The 14630-nt window shown below is 36.8% G+C and carries 11 protein-coding genes; 1 reads left to right on the top strand and 10 read right to left on the bottom strand.

Translation table 11 applies throughout. The features are described from left to right. Positions 1-27: 27 nt before the first annotated feature. The 4 genes from asnS to pyrH all read right to left on the bottom strand — a co-directional run bounded on the left by asnS (position 28) and on the right by pyrH (position 5376). Entirely contained in the window at positions 28-1461 is a 1434-nt protein-coding gene (gene asnS / locus IWB64_RS03140; RefSeq protein ID WP_194535788.1) for an asparagine--tRNA ligase, read from the bottom strand. Positions 1462-1539: 78 nt separating this feature from the next. Further along, positions 1540-3936 carry an efflux RND transporter permease subunit gene (locus IWB64_RS03135; protein ID WP_194532630.1) on the bottom strand — a complete coding sequence of 799 codons (2397 nt, stop codon included), beginning with the start codon at positions 3934-3936 and terminating at the stop codon, positions 1540-1542. A gap of 137 nt (positions 3937-4073) precedes the next feature. Next, positions 4074-4631, bottom strand: coding sequence for a ribosome recycling factor (gene frr / locus IWB64_RS03130; protein WP_194532629.1), 558 nt, complete (start codon positions 4629-4631; stop codon positions 4074-4076). Between the two features lie 37 nt (positions 4632-4668). Next, on the bottom strand, positions 4669-5376 hold the full coding sequence (gene pyrH / locus IWB64_RS03125) for a UMP kinase (RefSeq protein ID WP_155594829.1): 708 nt from the start codon (positions 5374-5376) through the stop codon (positions 4669-4671). Between the two features lie 180 nt (positions 5377-5556). Here pyrH and IWB64_RS03120 point away from each other — a divergent pair, with 180 nt between their 5' ends. Then, positions 5557-7425 (top strand): M61 family metallopeptidase, encoded by a 1869-nt coding sequence (locus tag IWB64_RS03120; protein ID WP_194532628.1) that lies wholly within the window; start codon positions 5557-5559, stop codon positions 7423-7425. 153 nt (positions 7426-7578) lie between these two features. Here the strand turns inward: IWB64_RS03120 and tsf are convergent, their stop codons facing one another. The 6 genes from tsf to polA form a co-directional block, all read right to left on the bottom strand. Continuing rightward, positions 7579-8544 (bottom strand): translation elongation factor Ts, encoded by a 966-nt coding sequence (gene tsf, locus IWB64_RS03115; RefSeq protein WP_194532627.1) that lies wholly within the window; start codon positions 8542-8544, stop codon positions 7579-7581. A gap of 105 nt (positions 8545-8649) precedes the next feature. After that, positions 8650-9768 carry a 30S ribosomal protein S2 gene (gene rpsB, locus IWB64_RS03110; RefSeq protein ID WP_194532626.1) on the bottom strand — a complete coding sequence of 373 codons (1119 nt, stop codon included), beginning with the start codon at positions 9766-9768 and terminating at the stop codon, positions 8650-8652. A gap of 259 nt (positions 9769-10027) precedes the next feature. Then, complete coding sequence (gene rpsI / locus IWB64_RS03105) at positions 10028-10414, bottom strand: 30S ribosomal protein S9 (RefSeq protein ID WP_155594825.1); 387 nt, start codon at positions 10412-10414, stop codon at positions 10028-10030. After that, positions 10414-10869 carry a 50S ribosomal protein L13 gene (gene rplM / locus IWB64_RS03100; protein ID WP_162524431.1) on the bottom strand — a complete coding sequence of 152 codons (456 nt, stop codon included), beginning with the start codon at positions 10867-10869 and terminating at the stop codon, positions 10414-10416. The genes rpsI and rplM overlap by 1 nt, the downstream gene beginning before the upstream one ends. Before the next feature lie 283 nt (positions 10870-11152). Continuing rightward, a complete protein-coding gene (locus IWB64_RS03095) occupies positions 11153-11500 on the bottom strand; it encodes a T9SS type A sorting domain-containing protein (RefSeq protein ID WP_194532625.1) in 348 nt (115 codons plus the stop codon). A 101-nt stretch (positions 11501-11601) separates the two neighbouring features. Continuing rightward, a complete protein-coding gene (polA, locus tag IWB64_RS03090; protein WP_194532624.1) occupies positions 11602-14442 on the bottom strand; it encodes a DNA polymerase I in 2841 nt (946 codons plus the stop codon). Positions 14443-14630 lie beyond the last annotated feature (188 nt).

Raw genomic sequence — 14630 nt, 5'->3', positions numbered from 1 at the left:
CTTGCCTTCTAAGTTAACGAATTCTAGCTAAAATTCTGCATTTTGAGGCGTTCGTGGGAATGGGATGACGTCGCGAATATTACCCATGCCGGTAGCAAAAAGCACCAAACGCTCAAAACCAAGTCCAAAACCACTATGAACAGCGCTACCAAACTTTCTAAGGTCTAGGTACCACCAAAGTTCTTCCTCGTCAATACCTAATGCGGCCATTTTTTCTTTTAAGACGTCTAAGCGTTCTTCTCGTTGTGAGCCTCCTACTATTTCCCCAATACCTGGGAAAAGAATATCCATAGCGCGAACGGTCTTTCCGTCTTCGTTTAGACGCATGTAGAATGCTTTAATCGTTGCGGGATAGTCAAACAAAATAACAGGACACTTAAAGTGTTTTTCAACTAAAAAGCGTTCGTGTTCACTTTGTAAGTCCGCTCCCCATTCATTAATAGGGTATTTGAATTTTTTCTTTTTATTGGGTTTGCTATTTCTTAAAATGTCAATAGCCTCTGTATAGGTAACTCTTTTAAAACTGTTTTCCGAAACAAATTTAAGCTTTTCGATTAACGGCATTTCGCTTCTTTCGGCCTGAGGTTTAGTTTTCTCTTCGTCTAAAAGTCGTTTTTCTAAAAACTGAAGGTCGTCTTGGCAGTTCTCTAAAACATACTTAATGACGTTTTTTATAAAATCTTCGGCAAGATCCATATTGTCGTTAAGGTCAAAAAAGGCCATTTCTGGCTCTATCATCCAAAACTCGGCTAAGTGTCTAGAGGTATTACTGTTTTCCGCACGAAACGTTGGTCCAAAAGTATAAACCTTACCTAATGCCATAGCATAGGTTTCAGCTTCCAATTGACCAGAAACGGTCAGATTGGTTTCCTTTCCGAAAAAATCTTCCTTATAATCAATATTTCCATCCTCAGTTAATGGAGGATTTTTGCTATCTAGCGTACTTACCTTAAACATCTCTCCGGCACCTTCGGCATCAGAACCGGTAATGATGGGAGCATGAAAATAGTTGAAGCCGTTTTGTTGAAAATATTGGTGAACTCCAAAAGATAATGCGGATCGGACACGCATTATCGCAGCAAATGTATTGGTCCGTATGCGTAAATGTGCTTTCTCTCTTAAAAACTCTAACGAGTGCTTTTTAGGTTGAATTGGGTACGTTTCCGGATCAGCACCACCATGAATCGTAAGACCGGTTACTTGGATTTCTACTTTTTGACCCTTGCCTTGGCTCTCTACCAAAGTTCCGGTAATTTTTACAGCGGCACCCGTATTTACCTGTTTTAGAACATCCTCATCAAATGACTCAAAATCTACAACACACTGTATGTTATTAATAGTTGATCCATCGTTTAGAGCTATAAAACGATTGCTTCTGAATGTTTTTACCCATCCATTTATGGTTACTTCTTGTAATAAGAGGTTTTCTGAAAGTAGTTCTTTTACGCTGTAAGAGTTCATTGTAGTCACTTGAAAATTGATTGCCAAAGATAAGTTTTTGATAAAAAGAATCAATGCTTATGACTGGTTAAATCAACCTCAATTTTCTCCTACTTCGTCTTCGCCTTGCGGAAGAATGTCTATTTGTGGTTTTTTTAATATTTTTTTACTTGCAATATTCCTTTCCAAGGATAGTAATAACGATGGTAAAAGAATAAGATTAGCCAACATAGCAAACATTAATGTGGCCGAAACTAGTGCGCCAAGTGCTACAGTACCTCCAAAGTTTGAAATGATAAAAACGGAGAAACCAAAGAAAAGAACAATTGAAGTATAGAACATACTTACCCCTGTTTCACGAAGCGAAGCGTAAACAGATTTCTTAATTTGCCATTTGTTTGCAATAAGTTCTTGCCTGTATTTTGCCAAAAAGTGAATAGTATCATCTACCGAAATTCCAAAAGCAATACTAAATACCAAAATAGTAGAAGGTTTAATAGGTACGCCTACAAAGCCCATAATACCTGCAGTTATGACCAGAGGAAGCAAGTTTGGAATCAATGAAATTATAATCATTCTAAACGACCTAAAAAGATAGGCCATAAATAGCGCAATCAAGAAGATTGCAAAAGCCAATGAGAGGATTAGATTTTTTACCAGATATTTTGTGCCTTTCAGAAATAAAAGCGCACTTCCCGTCATATATACATTGTAGCGGTCTGGAGGGAAGATTTTGTTTATATTTTCATTAAGCCTTTCCTCAATTTGCTCCATACGGTCCGTTTTCACGTCCTTCATAAAAGTGGTGATTCGGGCAGTCTGACCGGTACTGTCTACAAAGTTTTTAAGCAGGTTGCCGTTTCCATCAGAATTTTGGGCAACTTTCATTATAAAGTTGTTTTCTTGGGCAGTGGGTAATTGATAATATTTGGGTATGCCGTTATAAAAGGCCTGCTTTGAATACTTAACTAAGTTTACGACCGAAATAGGTTTTGAAAGCTCGGGTATATCCGTAACGACCTCGCTTAATTGGTCTAAGCGTTTTAAATTGGCAGGTTTCAAAACACCTTTAGGTTTTTTAGTATCCACGACTATTTCAATAGGCATAATACCATCAAATTCTTTTTCGAAAAAGCGAATGTCTTTAAAGAACTGGGCGTTCTTGGGCATATCTTCTATAGGGCTTCCGGAAATTTCTATTTGGTAAATACCAATAATACTGGTGATAAGAAGAATCAAAGAAACGATGTAGACAGCAATCCTGCGGTGTCTAACTATATGTTCCATCTTATTTACAAAGGCATCTATCCAGCGTTTGTTAAGATGCTTTAAATGTCTTGTTTTTGGAAGGGATAAAAAGCTGTAGATAATAGGTATTATCAAAAGTGATAGTATGAAAATACCAATAATGTTAATGGAGGCTACGATACCAAATTCCTTAAGTAGCTTGCTATCCGTGATTATAAAAGTGGCAAAACCAGACGCTGTAGTCATGTTTGTCATCAGCGTAGCGTTACCTATTTTAGATATTACACGTTGTAGAGAAAGAGCTTGATTCCCATGTTTTTTAACTTCTTGCTGGTATTTATTAATCAGAAAGATACAGTTGGGGATACCTATAACAATAATGAGAGGAGGGATTAAAGCAGTAAGTACTGTTATCTCATACTGTAAGAGACCTAGAATACCAAAAGCCCACATTACTCCAATGATTACAACACACATGGATATAAGGGTGGCTCGGAAACTCCTAAAGAAGAAAAAGAAAATTAGAGAGGTGACTCCAAGAGCTGCCAAAATGAACTTTCCTATTTCATCAATGATGTTTTGGGAGTTCATGGTTCGGATGTACGGCATACCGGATACCCGTACATCTAACCCTGTTTCTGCCTCAAAATTGTCAATAAGATGGTTAAGGTCTTCTAGAATGAAATCTTTGCGGACACTGGTGTTGATGATGTCTCCATCCATATTTGCTATGGTCCTAACCGTTCCCGTTTCTTTATTGAACAGGAGATTGTCGTAAAAAGGTAGGTCTTTAAATAGATGATTTTTTATGCTATCTATTTCTTTCTTGGTCTTTATTTCAGAACTAATGAGAGGTTCAAGAATGAACTTCTGATTTACGTTATCTTTTTTAAGTTCTTGAAGATTATCTAAAGAGAGAACAAAATCTACTTCAGGAAAAGCGGCAAGTTGCTTACTGAATTTGTTCCATCTGTTAATATTGGTAGGGGTGAAGAGTGTAGAATCATGAATTGCAAATACAATGGCATTACCTTCTTCGCCAAACTGATCTAAGAAATCCCGATATTCCAAGTTAACAGGGTGGTCGTCTGGTAATAGATTTGCCTGGGTATTGCTGAAGCGCATATTTTTCCATTGCATACCCAAGAAAACGGTGAATGCAGCAATTAAAATAAGTATCAATATGCGGTTACGGAGAATTATGCTTGCTGTTTTCTCCCAAAAACCTTGTTTATGTTTGGCTGCCATCGTTCAATTTTTCCGAGCGCAAAGGTATATAATGATTAGGTGTGTTCCTAAAATGTGATATTTAATTAACTTATTGGTGCTGAATAAAAAAAAGCAGCCATGTGGGCTGCTTTTTTATTTTAAGAGAAAATCTAAAACTAGATTTTCATTATCTCTGCTTCTTTGACAACCAAGAATGCGTCTATTTTCTTGATATATTTATCTGTAAGTGCTTGAATATCGACTTCAGCATTTTTTTGTAAATCTTCTGAAACGTCTTCAAGGTCGCGAATTTCTTTATTGGCATCTTGGCGAGCACTACGGATACCTACTTTAGCATCTTCAGCTTCGGCTTTAGCTTGTTTTGTTAATTGAATTCTTCTTTCCTCGGTCAGTGGTGGTACATTGATGATTACGAAATCACCATTGTTCATAGGGTTGAAACCTAAGTTAGAATTCATGATTGCCTTTTCAATCTCATGTAACATGTTCTTCTCCCAAGGTTGTACGGAAATAGTACGACCATCAGGGGTGTTTATATTCGCTACCTGAGATAAGGGCGTCTGTGATCCATAATATTCTACCATAACGGAAGAAAGCATTGCGGGGCTTGCTTTTCCAGCACGTATTTTAACAAATTCCTTTTCTAAATGCCTCATTGCAGCATCCATGCTTTCCTTAGAGGAGTCAAGTATAAACTGTATATCTTCGTTCATAATTCAAATATAATATGCAAATAAAAATAAATTAAGGTTAGATATTTACGACTGTGCCAATATTTTCACCTTCTATTAACTTCATTAGGTTACCTGTTTTGTTCATGTCAAAAACTACAATAGGTAGTTCGTTCTCTTGGCTCAAGGTAAAAGCAGTGGTGTCCATTACTTTTAGACCCTTTAAAAGTACATCTGCAAAAGAGATAGTATCAAATTTAGTCGCGTTCTTATCTTTTTCGGGGTCTGAAGTATAGATTCCATCTACACGAGTACCTTTAAGAATTACATCGGCTTCAATTTCTATAGCGCGTAAAACGGCTGCAGAATCAGTTGTAAAATAAGGGTTTCCTGTTCCTCCTCCAAAAATAACAACTCGGCCTTTTTCTAAATGACGCATGGCACGTCTTCTAATAAAAGGTTCGGCTACCTCATTAATTTGAATAGCAGATTGTAATCTTGTTTGCACACCTTGCATTTCAAGCGCACTTTGCAGAGCAAGACCATTTATAACCGTAGCAAGCATGCCCATATGGTCTCCTTGAACACGATCCATACCTGTGGCGGCACCTGTGAGGCCTCTAAAAATATTTCCGCCGCCTATAACTATGGCAACTTCAATACCTTTTGCTGCTACATCTTTAATTTCTTCAGCATATTCCGCTAGGCGTTTGGAGTCTATTCCGTATTGCTTTTCACCCATTAAGGCTTCACCGCTTAATTTTAAGAGAATTCTTTTATATTGCATGGCTAGTATTTCGTTGAGGCAAAAATAATCAAAAAATATTAGGGTTTGTTTTTGAAACCGCAGATAAAGTTAACCTTAATTATTTCCTAATAATGATGTGGTATTCTGTTAAATTTTATAATCTTGCAACCCCTTCAAAAACTAGGGTATTACTTACAATAAAGTATTAAAATATATACAATGAGAAAATTACCCTTACTTGCCTTTGCTATACTAATAGCTAGTTGTGGGGCAACAAAAACTGCTTTAACAGCTGATAAGACACCAGTATTGGCTACGTTGGATTTGAAAAATGTAGTAGATGATAAAGTTTCTGTAACAGTAGATCCTGGTGCTTTTACAACAGATGAAGTTTCATTTTACATACCTAAAACTGTACCTGGCACGTACAGTACCGATAACTATGGACAGTATATAGAGGGGTTTAAAGCTTTTGATTATGATGGAAAAGAACTAGCTTTTTCTAAAACAGATGACAATACATGGAAAATTTCCAATGGAACAAATCTGGATAAGGTTACTTATTTTGTGAATGATACGTATGATACGGAAGGCGAAGTAAAGAGCAAGGTTTTTTCTCCGTCAGGAACCAATATAAATGCAGGAAAGACTTTTATGCTTAATCTGCATGGCTTTGTAGGGTATTTTAATACCTTAAAGGAAGTACCCTACCAATTATCCATTACAAGACCTGCAGATTTAATAGCGTCAACATCTTTAACTACTAAAAAGTTAGAAACATCAGTAGCTAACGTTGATGTCTTTACGGCTAACAGGTATTTTGATGTGATTGATAATCCAATTCTTTATGCGAAACCAAACACGGAGACCTTTGAGATAAATGGAATTACGGTAACATTAAGCGTGTATTCGCCAACCGGAATTTATTCGGCTTTGAGTTTAAAAGACCGAATGGAAAAAATGATGGGTGCTCAGAAGACTTTTTTAGGTGATATTGATGGCACCAAAATATATAATATTCTATTATACTTATCTACTATGGAAGCAGATGATGCTTCTGGTTTTGGAGCTTTAGAGCATCATACTTCTACTGTAGTTGTATTGCCTGAGGCAATGCCAAAGGAAAGGTTGGAGCAGGCTATGGTAGATGTAGTTTCTCATGAATTTTTTCATATTGTTACTCCGTTGAGTGTACACTCTAAAGAAGTTCAGTATTTTGATTTTAACGATCCTAAAATGTCTCAACATTTATGGATGTATGAAGGAACAACGGAATATTTCGCTAATCTTTTTCAAATTCAGCAAGGTCTTATTGATGAAGCTGAGTTTTATCAACGGATGATGGATAAGGTCAATAATGCAAAATTATATGACGATGCAATGTCCTTCACTGAGATGAGCAAAAATATATTAGAAGAGCCTTATAAAAAGAACTATGCCAATGTATATGAAAAAGGAGCTCTTATTAATATGGTATTGGATATTCAGTTACGTGAGTTGAGTAATGGCGAAAAAGGAGTGCTTTGGTTAATGAAGGAACTAACAAAAAAGTACGGGAACAATACTCCTTTTGAAGATGATAAGTTGATTGATGAAATTGTATCCATGACTTATCCTGAAATCCGCGGTTTTTTCGATACTTACGTTATTGGTAATACACCTATTAATTATAATGATTATTTGTCTAAAGTAGGCTTGAAAGCTGATTTAGTAGAGCAGGAAACAGGTTATTTCTTAAACGGTGAAGATCCTTTTATTGATGTTGACCAAGGTGATGAAACCATTGTTTTTGTGCGAAAAGGAATAGAGCTTAATAGCTTTTTTAAAGATTTGGGAGCCGTAGGTGGTGATGTTATCAAAAGCATTAATGATGAGCCTGTAACCTTAGAATCTATACGTCCTATTATTGGTAAGAGTTTTGGCTGGTCTCCGGATACTGAGATTAAAATGACAGTTAAACGAGGTGATGAAGAGATTGAACTAGAAGGAAAAGTAGGTAGTCCAACTTTAAATGTTGAAACTATCACCTCTGTTGAAAATGCTAGTGCTGAAGCAATAAAATTGCGAGAAGTCTGGATGAAAGGGTAGTGGTAAAAAGAAAATGTAAAGGATAAAAAAACCGTCATACTTAAGTATGGCGGTTTTTTATTTGCAATACTCAAAAAAGTAAATGCATTAAAAAATAAAACCGCACTAACGATTAAGTTAATGCGGTTTCTATTGAATTAGATTGATATAGGATTATCCTACTGTCGCACGCTTAAAGCCTGTAACAGAAACATCTCCGTAAGAAGCAACGTATTTTGCAACGTTGATTTTCTCATCTTTGATGAAATTTTGGTCCAATAAACATTGTTCTTGATCTAAAGTAGTGTTATCAGAAACAAATCTTTCTATTTTACCGGGAACAATTTTATCCCAGATTTGCTCTGGCTTGCCTTCAGCTTTCAATTGTGCTTTCGCATCTTCTTCAGCTTGAGCCATAACTTCATCAGTTAATTGAGCCATTGAAATATATTTAGGAACGTTTTTAAGCGTTTTTCCTAAACGACCAAGTTCTTCGTTGTCTTTTTCAATAACAGCAATTCTAGCTTCTGTTTCAGCAGCAACGAAGGCAGGATCAAAATCTTTGTAAGACAAAGTTGTTGCACCCATTGAAGCTACTTGCATAGAAACATCTTTTGCAAGAATTTCAGCAGAATCTACTTTAGATGATAGACCAACTAAAGCAGCAATTTTGTTAATGTGAACATAAGTCCCAACATAAGGAGCTTCTAGTTTTTCAAAAGCGGTGATTTCTAATTTCTCACCAATAACTCCTGTTTGCTCAATTAATTTTTCAGCAACAGTCATTCCTCCAAAATCCGCTTCTAAAAGAGCTTCTTTAGAATCACAGTTTAAAGCTATATCAGCAATTTGATTCGCTAGTGCTAAAAAGTTTTCGTTTTTTCCAACAAAATCAGTTTCACAACCTAATACGATTGCAACACCAACTGTTTGGTCAGCATTCAATTTAGAAACTGCAGCACCTTCAGATGAATCTCTGTCGGCTCTTTTTGCAGCTACTTTCTGTCCTTTTTTACGAAGACCTTCAATTGCTTTGTCAAAATCTCCTTCAGCTTCAACTAAGGCATTTTTGCAGTCCATCATTCCTGCGCCTGTAGCTTTTCTTAATTTATTTACTTCTGCGGCTGTAATTTTTGCCATCTTGTGTCCTATTTTTCAATTTGCTCTAAGATAGAGTGAATTCTCAGCGCTATCTTAAAGCAAATGTTATGTTATTATTTTATTTACTATAAGGTAGAATAGAAATTACTCTACACCTCCTTTAGTATTGTCTTGCCATACTTTAAGTTCATCCCAATTACCATCGGCAGCCATTTTAGCTTGCTTTGGCCATGAAGTTGGATCAAGGTGTGCCATTCTAGAACTTGCCTCAGTAAGGATTTCTTTGATTTTTTCTGGATTGCCTTCAGCTAATTTAGCGTAAGAATCAAAACCAGCGTTAACCAATGCTTCAGCGGCTTTTGGGCCAATACCTTCTACTTTAGTAAGGTCAACCGGTGTGCTATCTGCTGCTACTGCTTCTTTTGTAGCCTCAACATTTACTGTAGGTTCAGGTGTTTTAGCAACAACTGGTGCAGGTTTAGTATCTACTGCTTCTGGAGTAGGTTTAGCAGCAGCTTTTTCTTTTTTCTCAGCTTTAGGCTCATCAGAACCTTCTTTGCCTGATTGTTTTTCAGATTTACGCTCAGCAAGACCTTCTGCAATTGCATTGGTTACCTCTGTCATGATAATATCGATTGATTTTGAAGCATCATCGTTAGATGGAATCAAATAATCAACATCTCTTGGGTCAGAGTTAGTATCTACCATTGCAAAAATAGGAATGTTCAATTTCTGAGCTTCCTTAACAGCAATGTGCTCACGCATAGTATCAACAATGAACAAAGCGCCAGGTAGACGTGTCATTTCAGAAATAGAACCTAAGTTTTTTTCTAGTTTAGAACGAAGACGATCAACTTGTAGACGTTCTTTTTTAGACAAAGTCATGAATGTACCGTCTTTTTTCATACGGTCAATAGTTGCCATTTTCTTTACCGCCTTACGGATAGTAACAAAATTGGTCAACATACCACCAGGCCATCTTTCTGTGATGTAAGGCATGTTTACGTTTGCTACTTTCTCAGCAACGATATCTTTTGCTTGTTTTTTTGTAGCTACGAAAAGAATTTTTCTTCCAGATGCGGCAATTTTCTGAAGGGCCTCATTAGCCTCGTCTAATTTTGCAACTGTTTTGTAAAGATTGATAACGTGAATACCGTTACGCTCCATGTAGATGTAGGGCGCCATGTTAGGGTTCCACTTTCGTGTAAGGTGACCAAAATGTACACCTGCTTCTAATAACTGTTTTACTTCGACTTTCGCCATTTGAATTTAGTTTACGTTCTTATGAATTGGCAATGCCTAAGTGGTATTCCTTTAAAAAAGGAAAGCCTCAAGCATTTAGATGCTAAACTATCGGTGCCTTTAAACATGAGATGTTCTTAGGTCTCCCGAATAACTATTCTCTAAAAGAAAATAGTATTTAATTTATCCGCTTAGAGCGAACTTTCAATGAACTTTGATTAAAAAATATAAAAAATGATACCCACCAAAGGGCGGGTATCGATATAATCGTATTGTAATATTAACGTTTAGAGAACTGGAATTTCTTACGGGCTTTCTTCTGACCGAATTTCTTACGTTCTACCATTCTAGGGTCACGAGTTAATAAACCTTCTGGTTTAAGAACTAGTCTGTGCTCCTCGTCAATCTCACACATAACTCTAGAAAGAGCTAAGCGTATAGCTTCTGCTTGACCAGTAATACCACCACCGTATACGTTTACACTTACATCGTAAGCTTCTTCGTTTTCGGTAAGAGCAAAAGGTTGTTTAACCTTGTACTGAAGAGTCGCTGTTGGGAAATAATCGTTAAGATCTCTCTGGTTTACGGTAATGTTTCCTTTTCCTTCTGAAACATACACACGAGCAACCGCTGTCTTTCTTCTGCCGATTTTATGAATGATCTCCATTACTTAAATTCTTTTAAATTGATAACCTGTGGTTTTTGTGCTTCGTGATCATGAGCAGTTCCAACAAAAACTTTAAGGTTTCTGAAAAGTTCAGCACCTAGTCTGTTTTTTGGAAGCATTCCTTTAACCGCTTTTTCTACGATTTGCTCAGGTTTCTTGGCCAAAAGCTCTTTCACAGAAGTCGCACGTTGGCCACCAGGGTAACCTGTGTAACGCAAATAGGTTTTATCATCCCATTTGTTTCCGGTCAAATTGATTTTCTCAGCATTGATAACAATCACATTATCACCACAATCAACATGAGGGGTGAAATTTGGCTTATGTTTTCCTCTAAGCATTTTGGCGACTTTAGAAGCCATGCGGCCTAAAGTCTCTCCTTCTGCATCAACTAATAGCCATTGCTTATCAACGGTTGCTTTATTGGCAGAAACGGTCTTATAACTTAATGTATCCACTACGGTTACTTTTTAATTAAACACTTCAATCCCGTTAAACGGGCTGCAAATGTACACTAATTCTATTGAAAAACAAGTGGTGTTTCACTATTATTTTTAGTTAAAAACGCTCTTGTTCAATTTCTTGGGCGAATTTAGATAAAAACTAAGACTTAGAACGAATGTTTCTTGGTAATTGAGAATTATTTGATGCAATAGTAGTGAGGAGAGGTATCTTATAATCCAATTCAGATTATACCTTATTATATGGAATACATCAAAAAGCTAAAAGTATTATAGCGCTTTATTGTTTGTAAAATTTGGTATGAACTTTTTGTTCATTAGAATGTATGGTAATAATGTATGCTCCAGAATCAAGTGAAGATACAGGAATGCTAATTGCGTTTCTACGAATCTCCCAAGAATGGGAAAGTACAGTGTTACCGTAAATATCCATTATAGATATATCTGCTTTAGATGTATTTTTTAGGCCTAGAAGATTTACTACATTACTTGCAGGGTTTGGAAAGACCTTTACTTTTTTCTCTAAAGACACAGTTGTGTTGTGACCAATACTACGTTCTGTGCCATCCTGTGCTTGGCTGTTACAGACGAAAAAAAGAATGATAAAAAGTGATGCTAATATTTTCATTGAGTAAATTATAACCCTATTTGATATAATATAGGACCGTAAAAATACCTCTGAAAAGCCCGTTCAACGAATAATTGTTGTGAAACAGCGGGTTTTGTATGTCAATGCGCCTCCAGCCAATCTTGCCCAATACCAACTTCTACGTCTAATGGCACCGATAATTTGTAAGCATTCTCCATTTCAGATTTTATGACACCTTTTAACTCATCTAATTCCGGTTTGAAAATATCGAATACCAATTCATCATGTACCTGTAAAAGCATTTTGGATTTGTAGTTGCCTTCATCAAGTTTTTTATGGATGTTAATCATCGCAATCTTTATAATATCCGCAGCACTACCCTGTATAGGTGCGTTAACCGCATTACGTTCTGCAGCTCCACGTACTATGGCATTACTTCCGTTGATATCTTTTAAATAACGTCTTCGGCCTAAAACGGTTTGTACATAGCCATTATCTCGAGCAAAATTTACTTGATCGCTCATGTAGCTACGAAGCTTTGGATAGGTTTTGTAATAGGTGTCAATAAGCTCTTTGGCTTCCGAACGGGATAAGTCGGTTTGGTTGCTCAATCCAAAGGCGGAAACTCCATAAATGATTCCGAAGTTAACGGTCTTGGCATTGCTACGCTGCTCTCGGGTAACTTCTTCAATAGGCACATTAAATACTTTTGAAGCAGTAGAAGCGTGAATATCTTCGCCATTTTTGAAAGCTTCAATCATGGTGGTTTCTTCGCTTAATGCAGCAATAATCCGTAATTCTATTTGGGAATAATCCGCTGCCAATAAAATATAATTTTCGTCACGAGGTACAAAGGCTTTTCGGACTTGGCGACCTCTTTCCGTGCGAATCGGAATGTTCTGTAGGTTTGGATTGTTACTGCTCAATCGGCCGGTAGCGGCTACAGTTTGCATATAATCCGTATGTACTCTTCCTGTTGTTGGTTCTACTTGTTCTGGCAATGCATCTACATAGGTGCTTTTTAGCTTTGCTAGCCCTCGGTAATCCAATACATTTTTAATGATTTCATGGTCCTTAGCTAGATAAGAAAGTACATCTTCGGCTGTAGAAAACTGACCTGTTTTGGTTTTTTTAGGCTTATCTACCAATTTCATTTTGCTGAAGAGAATTTCGCCTAGTTGCTTTGGTGATGCTATATTAAACTCTTCACCAGCTGCTTCATAGATTTTTTCTTCCAGATTTTTTATATCGTTATTAAGGTCTTCGGAAAGGGAATTCAAGAATTTCTCATCTAGATTGATGCCTTCTAGTTCCATATCCGCCAAAACGTGTAGCAATGGTATTTCAATATCTTTAAAAAGCACGTCTGTCTTTGCTTCCGCAAGCTCAGGTCTGAAGTGTTCAGCCAATTGATAGGTAACATCGGCATCTTCTACTGCGTATTCTGTTTGCTTTTCCAAGGGAACATCGCGCATGTTCAATTGGTTCTTGCCTTTTTTTCCAATGAGTTCGGTTATTGAAATAGGGGTGTAGTTCAAATATGTTTCTGAAAGTACATCCATATTGTGGCGCATATCAGGATTAATAAGGTAATGCGCCAACATAGTATCAAAGAACATTCCTTTTACTTTAATAGCATACTTATCTAAAACCTTGATATCATATTTGAGGTTTTGACCTATTTTTTCAATGTTTTCTGCCTCAAAGAAAGGGCGTAAAATTTCTATAAGTTCTTGGGCTTCTCCCTTGTCTTCTGGAAATGGAATATAATATCCTTTTGTGGCCTCCCAAGAAAAAGCAATACCTACAAGTTGGGCCTCCAACGGATTTAACGAAGTGGTTTCCGTATCAAAACAAACGGAAGTCTGTTTCATCAAATTTTGAACAAATAGTTTCATGGCCATGCTAGGAGCCACACTTTGGTAAACATGAGATATGTCCTTAATCGTTTTTCTACTAGAGCTGTCTGTTATTGTAGCAGCACTTGCTCCATCGCCACCGAAAAGAGAGAATTGTCCGCTACCGGCAGATGATGATGTTACTGCTTCTTTTTTTGCGGTATCAGTGCTAGTTACTTGTGTCTGGGGTTCTGCTTCTCCCGAAAATATTTTTATGAACTGATCTTTTAACCTTCTAAATTCAAGTTCTTCAAAAATGACTTGTACTTTCTCGCTGTCGGGAACGGACATTTCGTAATCTTCTGCATTGAAGGTAACATCGCATTCGATACAAATGGTAGCAAGCTTTTTGGAAAGAAGACCTAGTTCCTTATTATCTTCAACTTTTTCTTTCATTTTACCTTTCAGCTTATCGGTATTAGCTAAAAGGCCTTCCATAGAGCCAAATTGTTCAATAAATTTCTTAGCGGTTTTGTCACCAACCCCCGGTAATCCCGGTATGTTATCACTCGCATCACCCATCATTCCCAAGTAATCAATTACCTGTTCGGGACGTTCCACGCCAAAACGTTTTTGTATTTCTGGAATTCCCCATATTTCTATACCGTTACCCATTCTTGCTGGGCGATACATGAATATGTTTTCCGAAACCAACTGACCAAAATCTTTATCAGGAGTAACCATGAAAACTTTGTAATCTTCTTTTTCAGCTTGTTTTGCCAAGGTGCCAATAATGTCATCTGCTTCCCATCCTTCAAGAACAACAGATGGAATATGCATGGCCTTGAGTATGTCTTGTATATAAGGTACGGCAATTTTTATGGCATCAGGTGTCTCATTTCGGTTTGCCTTGTACTCCGGAAATAATTCTGTTCGCTCGGCGCTTCCTCCTTTATCGAAGCAAACAGCCAAGTGGTCAGGTTTTTCACGTTTGATAACATCAAAAAGTGAATTCATAAAACCCATAATAGCGGAAGTGTCCATACCCTTAGAATTTATTCTTGGGTTTTTTATAAGGGCATAGTAACCCCGAAAAATAAGTGCGTAAGCGTCTAGTAAGAAAAGTCGTTTTTGTTCTGGCATTTTATAGTTTTTCAAAAGGTTCCAAAGCTAGTTAAGTTTTTGAACTCTTTTTAATGTTTTAAGATTTGATATAAATTTTTTGAGGATTATCTATATGATCTTATATTATATACCCCCTAATATATGAATGTGGAGTGAATGCACAATAAAAGCTATTTTCCTTTTTTGTAAAAAGTTATAAATTAGAT

The organism is Zobellia nedashkovskayae, from assembly GCF_015330125.1.
In the GTDB taxonomy this organism is placed as follows: Bacteria; Bacteroidota; Bacteroidia; order Flavobacteriales; family Flavobacteriaceae; genus Zobellia; species Zobellia nedashkovskayae.
The sequence above is the reverse complement of the archived record's forward strand: the minus strand, read 5'-3'. Positions and strand labels throughout refer to the sequence as shown.

Bases quoted from the DNA above. Each gene is read 5' to 3' on its own strand.
- rpsI (WP_155594825.1), bottom strand. From the start codon at position 10,414: ATGGAGATCATTCATAAAATCGGCAGAAGAAAGACAGCGGTTGCTCGT.
- pyrH (WP_155594829.1), bottom strand. From the start codon at position 5,376: ATGCAATATAAAAGAATTCTCTTAAAATTAAGCGGTGAAGCCTTAATG.
- polA (WP_194532624.1), bottom strand. From the start codon at position 14,442: ATGCCAGAACAAAAACGACTTTTCTTACTAGACGCTTACGCACTTATT.
- rpsB (WP_194532626.1), bottom strand. From the start codon at position 9,768: ATGGCGAAAGTCGAAGTAAAACAGTTATTAGAAGCAGGTGTACATTTT.
- IWB64_RS03095 (WP_194532625.1), bottom strand. From the start codon at position 11,500: ATGAAAATATTAGCATCACTTTTTATCATTCTTTTTTTCGTCTGTAAC.
- IWB64_RS03135 (WP_194532630.1), bottom strand. From the start codon at position 3,936: ATGGCAGCCAAACATAAACAAGGTTTTTGGGAGAAAACAGCAAGCATA.
- asnS (WP_194535788.1), bottom strand. From the start codon at position 1,461: ATGAACTCTTACAGCGTAAAAGAACTACTTTCAGAAAACCTCTTATTA.
- tsf (WP_194532627.1), bottom strand. From the start codon at position 8,544: ATGGCAAAAATTACAGCCGCAGAAGTAAATAAATTAAGAAAAGCTACA.
- frr (WP_194532629.1), bottom strand. From the start codon at position 4,631: ATGAACGAAGATATACAGTTTATACTTGACTCCTCTAAGGAAAGCATG.
- IWB64_RS03120 (WP_194532628.1), top strand. From the start codon at position 5,557: ATGAGAAAATTACCCTTACTTGCCTTTGCTATACTAATAGCTAGTTGT.